A 17,474-nucleotide genomic window follows, 5' to 3' on the forward strand; every position below is an offset into this window, starting at 1 on the left:
CTTTGCCGGATGGCGGCGCAACCGCCTTATCCGGCCTACAAATCAACAATTAGCTAATCGCAACCGGGAAGATGGAACCGAGGATCATCGCGCCTAAAATCGCGCCGCCGGTAATCGGCTTCTGCCAGATATAAAACAGCAGCGCGCCCACCAGAGAGCCCAGACCAATGGGAATCGATGCCGTCATGGCGCTGAGGATAATCAACGGCCCCAGAAAACGGCCTGAAGTGTTACCGGCCCCCATCATGACGTCCGCCCCGTACGTGGAGTCGCTCTGATTAATGGTGAACTTACGCGCCAGAATAATGATGTAGCCAATCGCCAGGCCAATCACCAGACCGGTTATCAGCGAAGCGATAAAGTTCGCCACCGGGAAGACAAAGCCAGCCCCCAGCAGTAACGCCGGAACCCCTAAGCCCACGCCGGTCTGAATTGCCCCGCCGATATCCAGAATCCCGACCAGCGAACCTTCGATAATGCGGGCAAATAAAAAGCTGGCGCCGAAAGCGGCGACCGCGCCGTAGACGCCGGTATCCATCCCCGCTTTCAACATCGCCACAAAAGCGACTTCGTTAAATGCGCCGATACCGTACAGATAGTACATATGCGTCCCGGCGAAAACGCCGGAGGAGAGCAGGCCAACAAAGATCGGGAACGACCAGTCGGCATACCAAAAACCTTTATTCTCTTCCATTGTGGCCTCCGTTATTTGCCGCTGAGCGAGTTGTGGATCAGTTCAAGCCAGTTCGGTACCGTCATGTTGAAAGACTCGATCATTTTCATGTCGAAGCCGCGGAAGAAGCCGCTCAACACAAACAGCAAAACGATGGCGACCATCATCACTTTGGTGACATGGTTCCAGCCGCTCTCTTCTACGCCTTTACCGATCAAAATACCCAGTACCAGCCCCGGTACGGCGTTCCCCATGATGAGCTGCGCCGCGCCGCCGAAAACGGTGGCCCAGAAACCCGATTTTTTACCAGCGTCGATCGCCGCTAACCAGAAGATCACAGGCATGACGATGTTGACCAGCAGATTTGCCGCCGGTACCAGCACCTTAACCGCCGTCACCTGTAGCGCCTCTGGCACGGATGAGGCGGTCAGGTTAAGGAACGTCACGACGATCATGCCGATGACGGCGCAGGCGATCGCCATTTTTTTCGGGTCGTGCAGCGTCTCGCCGACGTTACGGTTTTTGATCATTAGCGCCGCCGCGCCCCAGTTAGGGATGATGCGGTGATCGACATCCTGGGTGAACGATCCGGCCGCCACAGACGAGGCCCAGGCGTTAAAGAAGAAACCCAGCCCAAAGGAGAAGTGAGATGCCGGGTCGCCTTCACAAGAGTTGAGTTCGCCCAACGTACGGAACGCGCCCATCCCCTGCGTGGTTGGCGCGTGAAACATGCGTGCAGCCCCAGCGCCCACCCCTACGCCGACCAGCGCGCCGATAATGAGCGATTTAATTAGTATTATCAGGAACATAACTATGCCTTTTTAATAAAAATCAGCGTTTCGCGACGAAATCCACCCTGTCGAGATTGATGGCGGTCACGTTGACGGTCACATCCAGCTCCACGCTGTAAGTGCGTCGTTCCCGGCGCAAAAAGAAAAACAGAAAGGCCTCTTTACGCACCGACTCATGCGCCTGAACAATCCGCACATCCTGTGGCTCAATACGCAGTAAGATATACGGCGACTCTCTCATCACCGCCGACTGAACATGGTTCAGCGCATCGGCAAAGGCGCGTGCTTTGGCGTCGCCCTTGCCTTTTACTCTCACCGTGGTGGTGAATTGCTCTTTCATCATCAGGCGCCGTATTTCTTTTGCCACGCCTGCACCAGGCGCTCGCCGAGCTCTTCTTTATCCATAAAGCCGAAACCCAACACGTTGCAGCCTTCATTGATAGCGGTGACGCCTTCATCCACTGACCGCATGCCATATTTGGCTTTGTAGCCATGCTTGTTTTGCGCGGTGATAGCGCCCGCGCCGCCGCTGCCGCAAAATGAAATGCCGAAGGTGGCGTTTTCCGCTTTCATCACATCGCCCAGCTTCATGTCTGCCGCGACGCCCGGTACGACGACCGCGCGACCGCCCGCTTTTTCCACGCCTGCCGCCACTTTCTGGCCTTTACCCAGGCGATCGCCAATCACGACGGTAATCTGTTCCATTTTTTGCTCCTTAGAGGTTGTCTTTCGCGACTTCAAAATGTACCGATAATAGCCAGGCTTCTTCGTCAGGAAGGTTGCCAAACGCCGCCACGATTTCGCGGGCGAGCGCCATTGATTCGGCTGAGATTTCATCAAACAAGCTGGCATCGACTTCCGGTAAAGGCTCGCCGGTAATTGACCGGTGCGCCATCGCGCGAACGTGCGAGGTCAGCATTTGCGTCTGTACCGCATTGGGGACAATGTGATGCCGCCCCAGCAGGCCATCCACCTGCGTTAACACCTGTTCAGCCAGTTCGTTAATTCGCTCACCAGCATCGTGTTTTACTGCTCCGTTATCCACGCGTCTCACCCCGTTAATGGCAATGAGATAAAACTAGCGGTAAGGGTTAAAAGTTTGTAGCGAGTTATTTTCCACCTCGAAGTGGAAACGCGAGTGGGATAGGTGATCTGCGCCACAGAAAAGGCGGCATTAATGAATTATCGCCGGGAAAGTGTGAGATCTATCGCAGCATAAAGAGGAAATGGCGAAACAATAACGTTGTCGTATAAAGTGAGAAAGTGTGATGGGTATTACAGTTTGCCGGATGGCGACCTGCGGATAAAGCGAAGCCGCCATCCCACAAAAATTAACGATACTTCTTATGATACGTATTGCGGGTGGTTTTTAGCGCTTCCGCCGCCGCTTTCGCTTCTTTAACGTTACCTTCGTTCGCCAGCTTCAGCGCGCCATCAATTTGGCCGACCAGAATGTCAAAACCGTGACGAAAATCCTTCATTTCCGGGCTATCCGGCGCTTTATCTTCCAGCTTTGGCGGCGTAGCTTTTTGAGCATCCAGCGCGGCCGCGCGCATTTTGGTTAATGCCGCTTTCAGTTCAGGGGCACTATCCGTTTTCTCAACAACTTTCAGGTTATCATTGAGAATATCCATATTATCTTCAAGATCGGCAGCAAAAACAGCCGAACCGAATACCAGCGATGACACAGCAAGAATAGCTAACAGGCTTTTACGCATTGCTCACTTCCTTTTTTATTATTAACGATAAGTGTAATACCCTGAATAATTCGAGTTGCAGGCAGCCAACGCGCCTGCAGCCTGAAGTATGACGGGTATTATTGTCCGGCGATTTTCATCTCCGGTAACAATACCGAACCGCACTGTATATTACTGCGCGTTTCAATATCATCACCTACGGTGACAATATTACGCCACATCTCTTTTAAATTACCGGCAATGGTAATTTCACTTACCGGGTACTGGATTTCACCATTTTCAACCCAGAATCCCGCAGCGCCGCGGGAGTAGTCGCCGGTAATACCGCTGACGCCCTGGCCCATCAGTTCCGTCACCACCAGGCCGGTGCCCATCTCTTTTAGCAACTGCTCAAAGTTCAGCCCCTGCCCGGCGATACGCCAGTTATGAATGCCGCCGGCATGACCGGTACTTTTCAGCCCCAGTTTGCGGGCGGAATAGTTGGTCAGCAACCATTGCGTCAGTACGCCATCCTTCACAATGTCCCGGCGCTCCGTACGCACGCCTTCGCTGTCGAACGGTGAAGACGCCAGCCCTTTTAGCAGATGCGGGTGTTCTTCGATGGTTAACCATTCCGGCAGAATTTGTTTGCCCAGCGAGTCGAGCAGAAAAGTGGATTTACGGTATACCGCGCCGCCGGCAATCGCCCCGACCAGATGACCAAATAGCCCTGTCGCCACTTCATTGGCGAAAATGACCGGCGCTTTCATGGTGGAGAGCTTACGCGGCGACAGGCGGGATAAGGTGCGGCGCGCACACTCGGCCCCGACCCATTCCGGCGCTTGCAGATCCGCCATTGCCCGACCGATGGTGTAAGCGTAATCACGCTCCATATCGCCGTTCTCTTCGGCGATGACGCAGCTTGAGAGCGAATGGCGCGTGGAGCAATATCCCTGCAACATGCCGTGACTGTTGCCGAACACTTTAATGCCGTAATGGCTGTTAAAGCTCCCGCCTTCGGTATTGGTGATGCGTTTATCCGCCTTTAGAGAAGCCTGTTCCGCACGCGCGGCCAGTTCAATGGCTTCGTCTGGCGTAACCTCTGCCGGGTGGAACAAGTCCAGATCCGGCGCGTCAAACGCCAGCAGTTCTTTGTCCGCCACGCCTGCGCACGGGTCCGGCGACGTGTAACGCGCGATATCCAGCGCGGCCTGCACGGTACGGGCAATCGCCTGCGGGCTTAAATCCGTCGAAGAGGCGCTGCCTTTGCGGTTCTGGTGATACACCGTAATGCCCAGCGCGCCGTCGCTATTAAATTCGACATTCTCTACTTCACCATAACGGGTGCTGACGCTAATGCCGGTGGTCTTGCTGACGGCGACTTCCGCCCCATCCGATTTGCCTGAGGCTAACTCCAGCGCTGTCGAAACTGCTTCTTCCAGAATCTTACGCTGCGCTTCAACTTGTGAGATTACTTTCATTGCAAATGCCATAATGTAGAGAGAGTTTCTCTGAAGTCTAACAGAGAACCGTTTTTCAGTGCGCATCTTAACTGGTAACATTAGCCTCTTTTTTTAAGGAGCCTGACATGACAAAGCAGCCCGAAGACTGGCTCGACGACGTTCCCGGTGATGACATCAAAGACGAAGACGATGAAATTATCTGGGTCAGTAAAAGTGAAATTAAACGCGATGCCGAGGAATTAAAACGCCTGGGCGCGGAACTGGTGGATCTGGGGAAAAACGCGCTGGATAAGATCCCGCTGGACGCCGATCTGCGCGACGCCATTGAACTGGCCCAGCGAATCAAAATGGAAGGACGCCGCCGCCAGTTGCAGCTTATCGGAAAAATGCTGCGCCAACGCGACGTTGAACCTATTCGCCAGGCGCTGGACAAGCTGAAGAACCGCCATAATCAGCAGGTGGTGCTGTTTCACAAGCTTGAGCATCTGCGCGATCGTCTGATCGTCGAAGGCGATGACGCGGTAGCCGAAGTACTGACCCTGTGGCCGCACGCCGATCGTCAACAGCTTCGTTCATTGATCCGCAATGCGAAGAAAGAGAAAGAAGGCAACAAACCGCCGAAATCAGCACGTCAGATTTTCCAGTATCTGCGCGAGCTGGCGGAAAACGAAGGGTAATTGCCGCAAATAACCGCGCCAGCCTGTGGCGCGGTACAGGCAAATCCACCCGTTTTTAACGTCCGAGTAGCTCCCGCTCGATCCGCTCGCGCGTTTCCACCGCCTGAACACTCATTTTTTCAGGATAACCAAACAGCGACGTGGTGATAATTGCCTCACCGCCCACCTTAAACGTGCGGTTTGCAAAATCCATTTCACGCAGTGCCTGGAATAGCGCGTCAAAATCGACCTCACCTTCTCCCAGCCCGATGTGCTGATGAATCGTCGCATTCACGCCAGGCGGGTTCATGATATAGCGGCAGGGAAGCGTGTGGTTGTGCGTATCGGCCAGCAGAACATGCGAAAGATCGGCCCCGGCATAGTTCAGCATCCTTGCGACGTCGCCCTGCCCTTTATCGTAAAAGAAGCCATGCGGTGCGCTGTACAGATAGGTCACGTTATCACTACGCAAAGACTGCACCATGTCGACCGTCTCATCGTTCAGTTCGCAGAAATCCCAGGGGTGAGACTGAATTTCGATTCGAATTCCCTCTCGTTCCACGATCGGCAGCAGTTCCTCCATGGAGCGATACCACATCTCTTCACAAATCTCCGGCTCATCCGGCGTCCCGGAAAGCTCGGTATTAATCACCTGTACGCCCATATCAACGGCAATCTCAATCATCCGCTTCCAGTTGGTTATCGCGGCGCGCCGACGCTCTTCATCGGGGCCGGACCAACGATAAACCACAATAAATGACGAGATTTCCACACCGTAGTTCTGCAAGGCGCGTTTATATTCCTGCATGGTATCGCGACCAGCTTTAGGGTGTTTATAAAACGGATTAATACGCGGGTGCGGCGACTGCTCAATATATTTATACCCCCACTCGGAAACCTGCCGTACCATTTGGGTAATGGGTAAATGTTTAATAACATCGACATCAAAAGCAATTTTCATTGTAAATACCACGCTGCGGAAACTGAAAACGGTCACCTGGAAATTAGCTGTATCATTGCAACAGCAATGACACGCTGCGATTAATTTGTTCCTCTATTTCCGCCTCACTCCAGGAAGCCAACTGGGAAGAAAAAGGTTCAAAAGCGTAAATACCGCGATATCCCATATTTTCCAGACGCTGCACCTGCTGGTAATTCTGCATTACATCCTTTTCACTCAGCATAATACGCTGCTCATCAGCCAATGCTTCCGTTGGTCGGGTGTCTTCCACACCGGACAAATGCACCAACCCGATAGCAGAAATATCAATGCGCGACGCAAACTCCTTTTCGGCCTCTTCGTACAGATGATGATGGAAGGTATCCAGCAAAACCTTAAAGGGTGAACCTGCTTCCCGGATCAGTTGCTGAGCCCAGACGGCAGAACGCAGCGAACTTACGCGGAATCCCAAAGGTTCAACCAGCCCCTGAATATCATACCGGGCAAAGAGATCGCTCAGTCGTTTTATTGCCTCAACCGTAACCTCCGGCGGCACAATCGTTCCGTCATTCAGCGGACAAAGAACTAATGCCCGCGCGCCGACTCCCTGCGCGTCTCGTAATAATCCTTCCGTTTTTTTTACTACCTCCTCGGTCAGTTGGTTGAAGGGATAGACCGCATTAATTGTGACAATTTCAAGTCCATACTTTTCTGCCAGGTTACGCACCTGATTATAATTCAAGTCATCAGTAACGCTGCCGCTTGGCATATCATTACGCAATTCCACTTTATTAAACTCAAGACGTTTAACCAGTCGAAAGAATGCTTCTATGCTTAGACCCGGTGCAATTTTCCGGTTAATACAAAACCGTGTTTTTTCGATATTCATTATTTTCTCCCTGAACGTATATGAGTGGGTAAATAACCGTAATCCGTTAGTACAATTTAACGTAGGGTGAAAAAACCGGCTTTATCAATCTTGATAAAAACCGGTTTAATTTAGTGATAAACATCACAGGCTATAAGGGATTTTTGAAGAATATTTGAAGCTATTTCTCGCCAGGCACTTTAAGAAACTGCACCAGGATGCCGCTGAATAAATAGAGCCCCGCCATAGTATACATCACCACGCCGGTGCCGAACCCTGCCAGAACAGAGACCAGCGCTGGCCCAACGAAATTCCCCAGGCCGGAGCCAAAGTTCACGGCCGAGTTCGCCGCCCCCTTCTTATCCGGCGCCATCATCGGCACCAGCGGCGTCATTGGCACAAAGCCAGCCAGCCCGGCTCCCCACAAACACATCGCCAGCATAAAGGCGACATAGTTATGCCCCCATATCATCGGCACCCAGTAAACAATCAGCGTAGCGACACCGGTCAGGATGCTGCCAAAAATCTGGATGGTTCGGCGAAAACCAATTTTATCGCCCATCCAGCCAAAGATAATGTTGAAGACCTGGTTAGAGATAAAGGTAATCCCCCAAATACTCGCCCATTCCTCAAGCGTAAAGTGCTTATCCAGCAGAAACAGAGGTAATACGACAACAAAACCATAGGTGCCAAGACCGTTAATAGTTTTGACAATCACCGCCAGACCGATCCGTGGCCGTTCATACATAATGGAGATACCCGCAGATAACTCTTTGAAGACCGGCGTCGTTCGCGGTTTCAGAATGAATTCATTGCGTTCCAGCACCAGCATGAAGAGAACCCCCAGCAGCGCAACGCCCATCCCGGCCCACATCACGTTGATATGCCCCAACGCAGGAATTAACGACGCCGCCACTACCGGCCCAATGATGGTAAAACCAAGGTTATAGACCACCCAAAATAGCGAGGTGCCGATCCCTTGCTGGTGATTATCCAACTGGATGGTCAGGCGTACCAGGAAGGAGTAACAGACCAGCGGATACCCCACGCCACGCAGCATATAGGTCACGAGAATGGCGCCAAAATCATGGCTGGGTAGCGCAAAGTTCAGAAACGCGACGGAAGCCAGAAGATAGACGATAAAACCGGTAACCATCACCTTTTTAGGACCAAAAACGTCCACACAGACGCCGGATAGCCAGGAGGTGATCGCGACCACAATCCCATATCCGGCAAAAATCTGCCCGATATGCGCCTGATCAAATCCCTGCGTATTTAACCAGGCAGATAACCAGCTGTTCTCAATACAGCCGCCCAACATAAATAAAAATGTTCCCAGGTAGCTCCAGATAAACTTACCTGGTTTTATATAAAATGTCTGGGGCAGCGTTGCCTGCATTTCTTTCATTTTATTACCCTCGGTATAGAAAAGCTCTCACACTTTTCAGTGCGAGAGTTTATTCATTATTAACAGATGCAGTTAAAGATAAATATCGCTTGTTATTTTCACCGGCAGCCCGCTTTTTAATGATTGCTGCGCGGCAATAGCGATACGCTGGGCCAATAATGCGTCTTCGCCGGTACAGACAACCGGCGTATGATGCAGGACTGAATCAATAAAGTGTAATATTTCCGTTCGGTAAGCTTCGCGATAACGGACCGTGAAATCAGGAAGGGGATTTTTCATTATGCAGTGCTGGCTGTTGAAAACTTTCACCGTCGATTCACTAACGTTATCCGCATACGCCATCCCTTCTGAGCCAAAAACCTCCACCCGTTGGTCATAGCCATATACCGCCCGACGACTGTTATCAATGAGCGCGTAGCCGCCGTTTCTGAAAGTCAGCATCACCGCAAGCGTATCAACATCATCAATATTTTTCAGGCTGGGATCAATCAGCGTATTGCCCTTAACATAGACTTCGCTGACTTCATCCTGCATCATAAAACGAGCCATATCAAAGTCATGCATGGTGAAGTCAAAAATCAGACCGCCAATACGTTTGATCAGATCATGGGGTAGCAGGTCCGGATCGCGGGAGGTGATTTTTATCATCTGGGGCCGACCAATCTTGCCGCTGCGCACCAGCTCAAAGACCTCGTGAAACTGAGGATCAAAACGGCGGTTAAAGGCAACCTGCAGCGTCACCCCCTTCTCTTTCACTTTTCTCAGCACCGCCATTGAGGCCTGCTCATCTTCATTCATGCTGAGCGGTTTTTCACAAAAAATGTGCTTCCCCGCCTGCGCTGCCGCCGTGACGATCTCTTCGTGCATATCCGTTGAGGTGAAAATAAAAACTGCCTCTATATCATCACGCTGTAAAAGTTCCTGATAATTTTTATACCCTGAAGTTATATTTACCGAATAAAGCCAATCGCTCATCTCCTCAATAAAATAATCGGCGGCGCAGATAATATCTAATTGAGGCAGTAAATACATATTCTCAACATGCATTTTACCTACCCGACCGAGGCCAATAACACCACATCGAAGCTTTTTCATTCGTACCTCTTAATCTCATGAATAGTAAATTTAAAACCGCAAAAGAAAAGCATCCGTAATTCTGCGAAAAACGGATCGTTTTATTTTGCCGTTCTGAAAAGCAAACAATGCGTTGACGCTGTATCGTTCAGGTTGCAGAACAATAACCACACTTCTGCAACCTGAACGACGGCAAATTAATCAGTACTGCCGGGCCTGTCCGATATGTTCCTCAAGCATACGCGCTACCGCCTGGATACGTTCGCTACGGGATACCTGCGCCCCGCCAACGCGCCACCAGCTCAGGTACTTATGCACCATCGTTTTGGGAAGCACTTTTATGTCTATCAGCGTGCTCACGGTCTGTTTACGAGCATCTTCCAACGCTTCATGCAGTTGTTCAATGGTGGTGACGCGATAGCTTTTACAGCCATATCCTTCAGCGATGCGAGCGAAATCGACCGGGATAAACCCGCCTTCCTGACGACCGCTCTCCTGCTGATGGAAACGAAACTCGGTGAAGTAACTGTCCATACCGTGTTCCATTTGCAGATTATTGATACAGCCGTTGGTCATGTTATCGAGCAAAATGACGGTAATCTTTTTCCCCATCTGGACGGAAGTGACCAACTCAGAGTGCAGCATCATGAACGAACCGTCGCCCACGAAGCTGTACACCTCGCGCTCCGGCTGCGCCAGTTTGGCCCCCAATGCGGCATTGACTTCGTAGCCCATACAGGAGTAGCCGTACTCGACGTGGTAATCATTCTCGCCGCGGCTTTGCCAGACACGCTGGAGGTCGCCCGGCAGGCTGCCCGCCGCCGCCACCACCAGCGCGTTTTCCGGCAACATCCGGTTAAGCACGCCCAACACGCGCGTCTGGGTCAGCCACGACCGCGTAATCTCATTAAACTCTTCAAACACCTTTTGAGTATCCATATGATCCTCAATTTCAGGTTTGAAGCCCTCTCCGCTATATTCCACAGCATAGACGCGCTCAACTTCCGCCATATATTGCGAGCGGACGCGGTGAATAGTCTCACCCCATTGCGAAGCATAATGCTCCTGGGCCAACCGTTCGCTAAGCTGCGTCAGGGCGACGCGAGCGTCACCCTGCATCTGTACGCCATCCAGCTTGAAGACATCAAAGCGGCTAACGTTGATATTTAAGTAGCGCACGTCGGGATTCTGGAAGATCCACTTTGAGGAGGTGGTGAAATCGGTATAGCGCGTCCCCACACCGATAATCAGATCGGCTTCCTGTGCCAGCAGATTCGCCGCCAGTGAACCGGTTTCGCCAATCCCGCCGACGTTCAGCGGATGTGCAGAACTGAGCGCTCCCTTGCCAGCCTGGGTTTCAGCAATCGGCAGATGACAGCGTTCGGCAAATCTCAGCAGCGCCTCTTCAGCCTGCGAGTACTTCACGCCCCCGCCGCAAACGATCAGCGGCCGCTGGTGGCGGCGAATCAGCGCAACCGCCTCGTTCAGCATCGGCTCCGTCGGCGCGTGACGCTCAAGACGATAGACCCGGCGAGCGAAAAAATAATCCGGATAATCCCAGGCTTCACCCTGCACATCCTGTGGCAGGCAAAGCGTCACGGCCCCCGTATCCGCCGGATCGGTTAACACCCGCATCGCGCTGATACAGGCGCTCATTAGCTGTTCCGGACGCGTAATGCGATCCCAGTAGCGGCTAACTGCACGGAAAGCATCATTGGTGCTCAGCGTCAGATCGTGTTCTTGTTCAACCTGTTGCAAAACCGGGTCGGGTTGACGAGATGCGTACACATCGCCCGGCAGCAAAAGCAGTGGAATACGGTTAGCCGTCGCGGTCGCCGCTGCGGTGATCATATTGGCGGCCCCTGGCCCCACTGAGGAGGTGCAGGCATAAATCTGATGGCGACGCATCTGGCGGGCAAACCCCGTCGCGATATGCGCCATTCCCTGTTCGTTACGCCCTTGATGAACGCTAAGTTGGCCACAGTCCTCTTCCAGCGCTTGCCCCAATCCGACGACGTTCCCGTGGCCAAAAATGGCGAAAATCCCTTTTACAAATTTGATTTCGCTGCCGTCTACGTCGATGTACTGATTATCAAGAAAGCGCACCAAAGCCTGCGCCATGGTCAACCTGATTGTTTTCATGTACCCCACCTGCTTTTATCAACCGTTCGGCTGTCGTTGCCTGCTTATGCATCGCTTCAGCCCCAAAAACACAGAGACTTATCATAGGATCAAAATTTCCGTTCTCACAATTATATGGAATTTATATTTCATTTATGGGAAGGAGATCAAAAAACGGTTAAAAAATTTCGCCATTTAGGCGTATTTTTCATGAAAATGAAATTTATCTTCCATGTGCTTTTAAAAGAAATAACACATTAATAATCAATCAATTAAAACAAAAAACACAACAAAAAACGATCATGCGCGTTGCCCGAAAATGCCATTTCTGTGATCTTGTTCAAACAATAAATGAAAACATTATTTCCATTTTTATTGAAAATGAAATCACCAAACCTTAGTATGGGCAAAAATAACACCGTCTTCTGTTAGGGGATATGTCAATGAATAAAGCAGTCAGTAGTGAGCAAAAGCCGCTGGACGTTATCTGTCTGGGACGAGTCGCCGTTGATTTGTATGGTCAACAAATCGGGTCGCGGCTGGAGGATATGACGACTTTCGCTAAATATTTAGGGGGATCGTCAGGCAATGTTGCCTACGGCACGGCCATTCAGGGATTACGTTCCGCTATGCTGGCCCGCGTCGGCGATGAGCATATGGGACGTTTCGTTCGTGAAGAATTAAACCGCGTTGGTGTGGATACGCAGTGCCTGCTGTCGGATCGCGATCGTCTGACCGCGCTGGTGATCCTCGGCATTAAAGATCAGGACACCTTTCCTCTGATCTTCTACCGCGATAACTGCGCGGACATGGCGCTAACACCCGAGGATATCCGCGAAGATTACATCGCTTCTTCACGCGCATTAGCCGTCACCGGTACCCATCTTTCTCACCCCAATACGCGCGCCGCCGTTCTTAAAGCGCTGGAGTATGCGCAAAAACACGGGCTGCGGCGGGCACTGGATATCGACTACCGCCCCGTACTGTGGGGCCTGACGTCGCTAGGAGACGGTGAAACACGTTTCATCGCCTCATCACAGGTTACCGAACAGCTCCAGCAGGTATTGCGCCATTTCGATCTGATCGTTGGGACCGAAGAAGAATTCCATATCGCCGGCGGCAGTACCGACACGCTGACCGCCCTGCGGCGCGTCCGTCAGTTGACCCAAGCCGTACTGGTGTGCAAACGCGGCGCGCTGGGCTGCTCAGTCTTTGAAGGCAACATCGCCGATGACTGGTCGCAGGTGAAGATACATAGCGGCGTTCGTGTAGACGTTCTGAACGTGCTGGGCGCGGGCGATGCCTTTATGTCAGGACTGCTGCGGGGATACCTGAACGATGAAAGCTGGGAGCAAGCCTGCCGTTATGCAAACGCCTGCGGCGCGTTAGTAGTATCGCGCCACGGTTGTGCCCCCGCCATGCCAACCAAAAAAGAGCTGGACGACTACCTCGCGCGTGAACAATCCATCACCCGGCCAGACAAAGACCCGCGGCTGAATCACCTTCATCGGGTCACAACCCGTAAACAGCACTGGCCGGAGCTGTGCGTATTCGCCTTTGACCATCGCAAGCAACTGGTGGATATCGCAAATGAAGTCGGCGCCAGTGAATCCGCGATCCCTCCCCTGAAGATGCTACTGCTGGAAGGGGCGCGTCAGGCGGCGCTTGAGGCCGGTTTACAGAATAATAGCGGCATCCTTGCCGATACCACCTTTGGTCAGCAGGCGCTTAACGACGTAACCGGCCAGGGATGGTGGATTGGCCGACCGGTTGAGATGCCCGGTTCGTATCCGCTGAAGCTGGAACATGGCGATATTGGCTCTCAGCTTGTCAGCTGGCCACAAGAGCACGTCGTGAAATGTCTGGTCTTCTATCATCCACTTGATGCAGAGTCGGTACGTCTTGAACAAGAGGCGCTCATTGACGAGGTTTACCGCGCCTGCTGCCAGTCTGGTCATGATCTGCTGCTGGAAGTCATCTTGCCGCGCGATGCGGCAGACCAAAATGAGCAATACTATCCCCAGATTGTGGAACGTTTTTATCAACTGGGGATCCTGCCGGACTGGTGGAAACTGCCGCCGTTGAGCCCTGATCGTTGGCGAGAAATCAGCCAGCATATTGAGCATTATGACCCTGAATGTCGCGGTATATTGATACTTGGCCTGGACGCACCGGAAAGCGAGTTGAAGTCAGGATTCGCCGCAGCAGCGGATATGCCCTGGGTGAAAGGTTTCGCCGTCGGCCGGACCATCTTTGGCGAACCGTCACGCCAGTGGTTAGGCGGCCAGCTTAACGATGAACAGCTCATCGCAACGGTGAAACAAAAATACCGCATGCTTATCGACTACTGGCGCGAATACCGCCCGGCACGTTAATGCCTGCCTCATCACGCCCCGTGTCTGCATCGGACAAGGGGCGTGTTCAAGGACGATTCCATGCCAGCTCTCACACAACATTCCACATCGATCACGCTGTTTCGCATCAGCGCCGCGATGTTTCTCAACTATCTGACTATTGGCATCCCGTTAGTCATGCTGCCGCTGTACGTTCAGCAGCAGTTGCATCTGAGCGATCTGTTGATCGGTATCGCGGTAGGCAGCCAATTTATCGCCACCTTGCTTACCCGGGGCGCCGCGGGTCGAAAAGCCGACACGTCAGGCGGACGTCGGACGGTTATCACCGGTCAGTTCTACTGCGCCGCATCAGGTCTGCTGATGCTGGTCAGTCTAATCGCTCACCCGGTTCCGCTGCTCGCATGGGCCATACTGATTGTTGGTCGTGTGCTGCTGGGCATCGGTGAAAGTTTCATTTTGACCGGTAATTTAACCTGGGGGATGTGGCTGGCGGGCTCGACCCACGCGGGTCAGGTTATTTCCTGGAACGGCATGGCGACCTACGGTGCGCTGGCTATCGGCGCGCCGCTGGGGCTGTCGCTTTACGCCAGGGCCGGCCTGGCGCTTCCGGCGCTCCTCGTCGTGCTGTTGCCGATCATCGCCAGCGGAGTCATCTATGGCATTCCGGGGAATATCCCAACAGCCCGTCCCCGCGTGCCAGTGCTACGGGTCGTCGGCCTGGTGTGGCGGCCCGGAACAGGGCTTGTGCTCCAGGGCATTGGTTTTGCCACCCTAAGCGCGTTTACCGCCCTCTGGTTCAACGAGCGTCACTGGGATAACACCGGTTTTGCGATGACGCTGTTTGGCATTGCGTTTATCGCTGTCCGCTTTTTCTGCGCCAAATTTCCCGACCGTTACGGCGGCGCCACGGTCGCAACCTTTTCACTACTGGTAGAGGGGACCGGACTGGCGGTAATGTGGGCCGCTCCGTCAGCAGGCGCTGCGCTGATTGGCGCGGCGATTACCGGCTGCGGCTGTTCGCTGATGTTCCCATCGCTGGGCGTAGAGGTTGTGCGCAGAGTGCCACCGGAGATTCGTGGTACGGCCCTCGGCGTCTGGTCAGCGTTTCAGGATCTGGCCTACGGATTTACCGGACCAATAGCGGGCCTGCTGACGCCGTTTATCGGCTATCAGCAGGTCTTTCTTCTGGCCGCGGCCTGCGCGCTGCTGGGCGCGGCGGTTGTCCATCTCCTGCTGCGGCAACATTAAGCTGTTAAGAAGGGGCGAGTCTTTTCCGCCCCTATCGCAAAGACTTCGCTGGCCGCCATCTGCCAGTAGCCAGGGTTAAACAGTTCCAGCGAACAGATCCCCTCATAGCCCTTCTGCACTAGCTCATGCGTGATCTCATGCAGTGGGATCACGCCGTTGCCAGGAAACAGACGATGGCAATGCTCCAGCGTTGCCAGCGGCAGATTATCGGCGTCATCAATATGGTAAACGAAGATCTTTTCCACAGGGATCTGGCGAAGCGTGGTCAGATCCCGCCATTGATCGTGCAGGTAAAGATTAAAGGCATCGACGACCAGCCCGACGTTACTGCGATCGACCGCATCTACGATCTCCATCGCCATGGCAAGACTGCGCACACAGCATCCTGCGGAACCGATCGGCTCAAAGGCCAGCCGCATCTGGCTTTCTTCCGCCACTGCCGCCATCTCGCGCAGACGCTTCACTGAATCTTTCACCGTTTCCCCTGGCGGAAAATTTCCCCCCTGACGAATGGTGGGCACCACAACCAGACAATCACCCCCCACCACTGAGCCAGCATGGCAGGCGAAAGCCAACTGCCGCCGTTTCTCCGCCCAGCTTTCGCTATCACAAAACGTAATGTCTTCCAGCGAATTGTAGCCCCAGGGCTTAAGGTGGCCGACGGCAAAAATGTCTGCCAGCTCGCTTAACGTATGTTTCTGCAACCACTCCTGCAACATATCCAGACGGATTTCGATGTAGTCATAGCCAAAACGTTCCGCCAACACAACATCCTGTGCCAGCGTGGAGTTTCGCATACAGGTCGCTTCATTAAATCCCAGCTTCATCATTCAGATCGACTCCTGCCGCCATAGCAACGTACTGGCGCCTGACGGCGGCAGCGTTAACGCGATCTCTTTATCGCCATCCAGCACCCGGCAACGCCTTTCCTGGACATCGCGGTTATACACCACCAGCACACGCTCGCCGTCGGGATTCACAAATCCCACCTCTTCCAGAAGATTATCGTAACTTGAAGAAAGCATGACCCTCGCCCCCGGACGCACATAGCGGCAGAAGTGGCCAATACCATACCAGGAGTGGTTACGCCGCAGCACGTCGTTTTGCGCATCGTATTGAATGGGCGCTTCACACAGATTACCCTGATGATTCGGCCCACCCTCACTGTTCAACAGCAGATTCCAGTCGATAAACCCGCTACAACCCGATTTGAAATTACCAATCATGTCATGGAGATAGGTATGCCAGTGGCGAATCTGGCTACCGGCATCGCTCTCCATTGGCACACAGCCTTCGGAAAACAGGAGTTTTTTATCCGGCAGGCACTGGGCCAGATACTGTATTTGCGAAAAATGGTCGCCGGTATACCAATGGAATGCCAGCCCGTTAATTCCCTTATAATTAGCTTTGTCAGCAAAGGCGAGTTCAGCCCAGTCTACCAGGCCATCTTTATCGTGATCCCAGATATAGATCTCCATCTCATCCATACCCTGCCGGGCGAGGCGCGGACGCAGATACTGCACGGCAAAGGCTGTCTCCTCTTCCACGCTATACAGACAGGAGTCCCAGGTTTTTACCGCCACCGGCTCATTCTGCACGGAGAGCGCCTGCACATTAATGCCGTGGCGGCGGTATTCCAGCAGGTAGTTGATAATGATATCGGCCCAGTCGGCGTAGCATTCGCGCCGCAGCTTGCCGCCACCGTTCATATCGTTATTAGTTTTCATAAACGCCGGCGGACTCCACGGCGAAGCCATCAGCTTCATGTGTGGATTTAACCGCAACGCCCCGGAAATCAGCGGTATTAAATGCGCTTCATCGCGGGAAAAGGAGAGCCGTCCCTGCAGCAGGTCAGCGCTGGAATCGACATACGCGTAATTGCCCAGGGAAAAATCACAGCTCTGAATTGGCATCCGCGCCAGAGTGTAATTATGTTCCTGAGCAGAAAAATAAAGGGAAAGAAATTGCGCCTTCGTCTTTTCGCTCATGCTGTTGAATACCACGCCCGCACCTTCGGTAAAGCTGCCGCCGAATCCGTCAATCTGCTGTAACGTGTGGCGCGGTAAGACGCTGATTAATTCACTGCAATCACGCTGACGATGCGAAAAAGAGACCGCACGCTCAACAAGGAATTGCTGACGATACGGATCGGAAGAGATGAGTCTGCCTTTCATAGGGAAGTTCCGGATAAAAGAAGATAAT

General features: G+C 52.9%; 17 protein-coding genes. 3 read left to right on the forward strand and 14 right to left on the reverse strand.

Features of this window, described 5'->3' with window-relative positions; genetic code table 11:
* Positions 1-49 precede the first annotated feature (49 nt).
* The 7 genes from QEN32_RS19425 to pmbA all read right to left on the reverse strand — a co-directional run bounded on the left by QEN32_RS19425 (position 50) and on the right by pmbA (position 4,633).
* On the reverse strand, positions 50-694 hold the full coding sequence (locus tag QEN32_RS19425) for a DUF4310 family protein (RefSeq protein ID WP_000392128.1): 645 nt from the start codon (positions 692-694) through the stop codon (positions 50-52).
* An 11-nt stretch (positions 695-705) separates the two neighbouring features.
* On the reverse strand, positions 706-1,482 hold the full coding sequence (locus QEN32_RS19430) for a DUF4311 domain-containing protein (RefSeq protein ID WP_000478578.1): 777 nt from the start codon (positions 1,480-1,482) through the stop codon (positions 706-708).
* Positions 1,483-1,504: 22 nt separating this feature from the next.
* Positions 1,505-1,807, reverse strand: a complete 303-nt coding sequence (locus QEN32_RS19435) for a DUF4312 family protein (RefSeq protein ID WP_000975187.1) — start codon at positions 1,805-1,807, stop codon at positions 1,505-1,507.
* Complete coding sequence (locus QEN32_RS19440; protein ID WP_000435389.1) at positions 1,807-2,169, reverse strand: SFCGS family glycine-rich protein; 363 nt, start codon at positions 2,167-2,169, stop codon at positions 1,807-1,809. The genes QEN32_RS19435 and QEN32_RS19440 overlap by 1 nt, the downstream gene beginning before the upstream one ends.
* 10 nt (positions 2,170-2,179) lie before the next feature.
* Positions 2,180-2,518: a glycine dehydrogenase gene (locus tag QEN32_RS19445; RefSeq protein WP_001255103.1), complete on the reverse strand. Its 339-nt coding sequence runs from the start codon at positions 2,516-2,518 to the stop codon at positions 2,180-2,182.
* Positions 2,519-2,795: 277 nt separating this feature from the next.
* Entirely contained in the window at positions 2,796-3,182 is a 387-nt protein-coding gene (gene cybC / locus QEN32_RS19450; protein WP_001232231.1) for a cytochrome b562, read from the reverse strand.
* A gap of 98 nt (positions 3,183-3,280) precedes the next feature.
* Positions 3,281-4,633, reverse strand: coding sequence for a metalloprotease PmbA (gene pmbA / locus QEN32_RS19455; RefSeq protein WP_000852994.1), 1,353 nt, complete (start codon positions 4,631-4,633; stop codon positions 3,281-3,283).
* A 95-nt stretch (positions 4,634-4,728) separates the two neighbouring features.
* Here pmbA and yjgA point away from each other — a divergent pair, with 95 nt between their 5' ends.
* Positions 4,729-5,280, forward strand: a complete 552-nt coding sequence (gene yjgA, locus QEN32_RS19460) for a ribosome biogenesis factor YjgA (protein WP_183049933.1) — start codon at positions 4,729-4,731, stop codon at positions 5,278-5,280.
* 55 nt (positions 5,281-5,335) lie between these two features.
* On the opposite strand, the gene iolH is transcribed toward yjgA, so the two are convergent.
* The 5 genes from iolH to iolD form a co-directional block, all read right to left on the reverse strand.
* Positions 5,336-6,220: a sugar phosphate isomerase/epimerase IolH gene (gene iolH, locus QEN32_RS19465; protein ID WP_023224153.1), complete on the reverse strand. Its 885-nt coding sequence runs from the start codon at positions 6,218-6,220 to the stop codon at positions 5,336-5,338.
* A gap of 52 nt (positions 6,221-6,272) precedes the next feature.
* Positions 6,273-7,088, reverse strand: coding sequence for a 2-keto-myo-inositol isomerase IolI2 (gene iolI2, locus QEN32_RS19470; RefSeq protein ID WP_001019386.1), 816 nt, complete (start codon positions 7,086-7,088; stop codon positions 6,273-6,275).
* 160 nt (positions 7,089-7,248) lie between these two features.
* A complete protein-coding gene (locus QEN32_RS19475; protein WP_000661780.1) occupies positions 7,249-8,475 on the reverse strand; it encodes an MFS transporter in 1,227 nt (408 codons plus the stop codon).
* 72 nt (positions 8,476-8,547) lie between these two features.
* Entirely contained in the window at positions 8,548-9,570 is a 1,023-nt protein-coding gene (gene iolG2, locus QEN32_RS19480) for a D-chiro-inositol-2-dehydrogenase IolG2 (RefSeq protein WP_000736098.1), read from the reverse strand.
* A gap of 180 nt (positions 9,571-9,750) precedes the next feature.
* Entirely contained in the window at positions 9,751-11,691 is a 1,941-nt protein-coding gene (gene iolD, locus QEN32_RS19485; protein ID WP_000849477.1) for a 3D-(3,5/4)-trihydroxycyclohexane-1,2-dione acylhydrolase (decyclizing), read from the reverse strand.
* Positions 11,692-12,107: 416 nt separating this feature from the next.
* Between iolD and iolC the strand changes: the two genes are divergently transcribed.
* Both iolC and QEN32_RS19495 read left to right on the forward strand, forming a co-directional pair.
* A complete protein-coding gene (gene iolC / locus QEN32_RS19490) occupies positions 12,108-14,045 on the forward strand; it encodes a 5-dehydro-2-deoxygluconokinase (protein ID WP_014343940.1) in 1,938 nt (645 codons plus the stop codon).
* Positions 14,046-14,105: 60 nt separating this feature from the next.
* On the forward strand, positions 14,106-15,272 hold the full coding sequence (locus QEN32_RS19495) for an MFS transporter (RefSeq protein ID WP_001111174.1): 1,167 nt from the start codon (positions 14,106-14,108) through the stop codon (positions 15,270-15,272).
* On the opposite strand, the gene iolI1 is transcribed toward QEN32_RS19495, so the two are convergent.
* Together iolI1 and srfJ are read right to left on the reverse strand one after the other, a co-directional pair.
* Positions 15,269-16,102: a 2-keto-myo-inositol isomerase IolI1 gene (iolI1, locus tag QEN32_RS19500; RefSeq protein ID WP_000976927.1), complete on the reverse strand. Its 834-nt coding sequence runs from the start codon at positions 16,100-16,102 to the stop codon at positions 15,269-15,271. The two genes, QEN32_RS19495 and iolI1, sit on opposite strands and share 4 nt — an antisense overlap.
* Positions 16,103-17,446, reverse strand: coding sequence for a lysosomal glucosyl ceramidase-like type III secretion effector SrfJ (gene srfJ, locus QEN32_RS19505; RefSeq protein ID WP_265322041.1), 1,344 nt, complete (start codon positions 17,444-17,446; stop codon positions 16,103-16,105).
* Positions 17,447-17,474: the final 28 nt, after the last annotated feature.

The sequence above is a fragment of the Salmonella sp. SA14318 genome (genome assembly GCF_029866905.1).
Classification (GTDB): domain Bacteria; phylum Pseudomonadota; class Gammaproteobacteria; order Enterobacterales; family Enterobacteriaceae; genus Salmonella; species Salmonella enterica.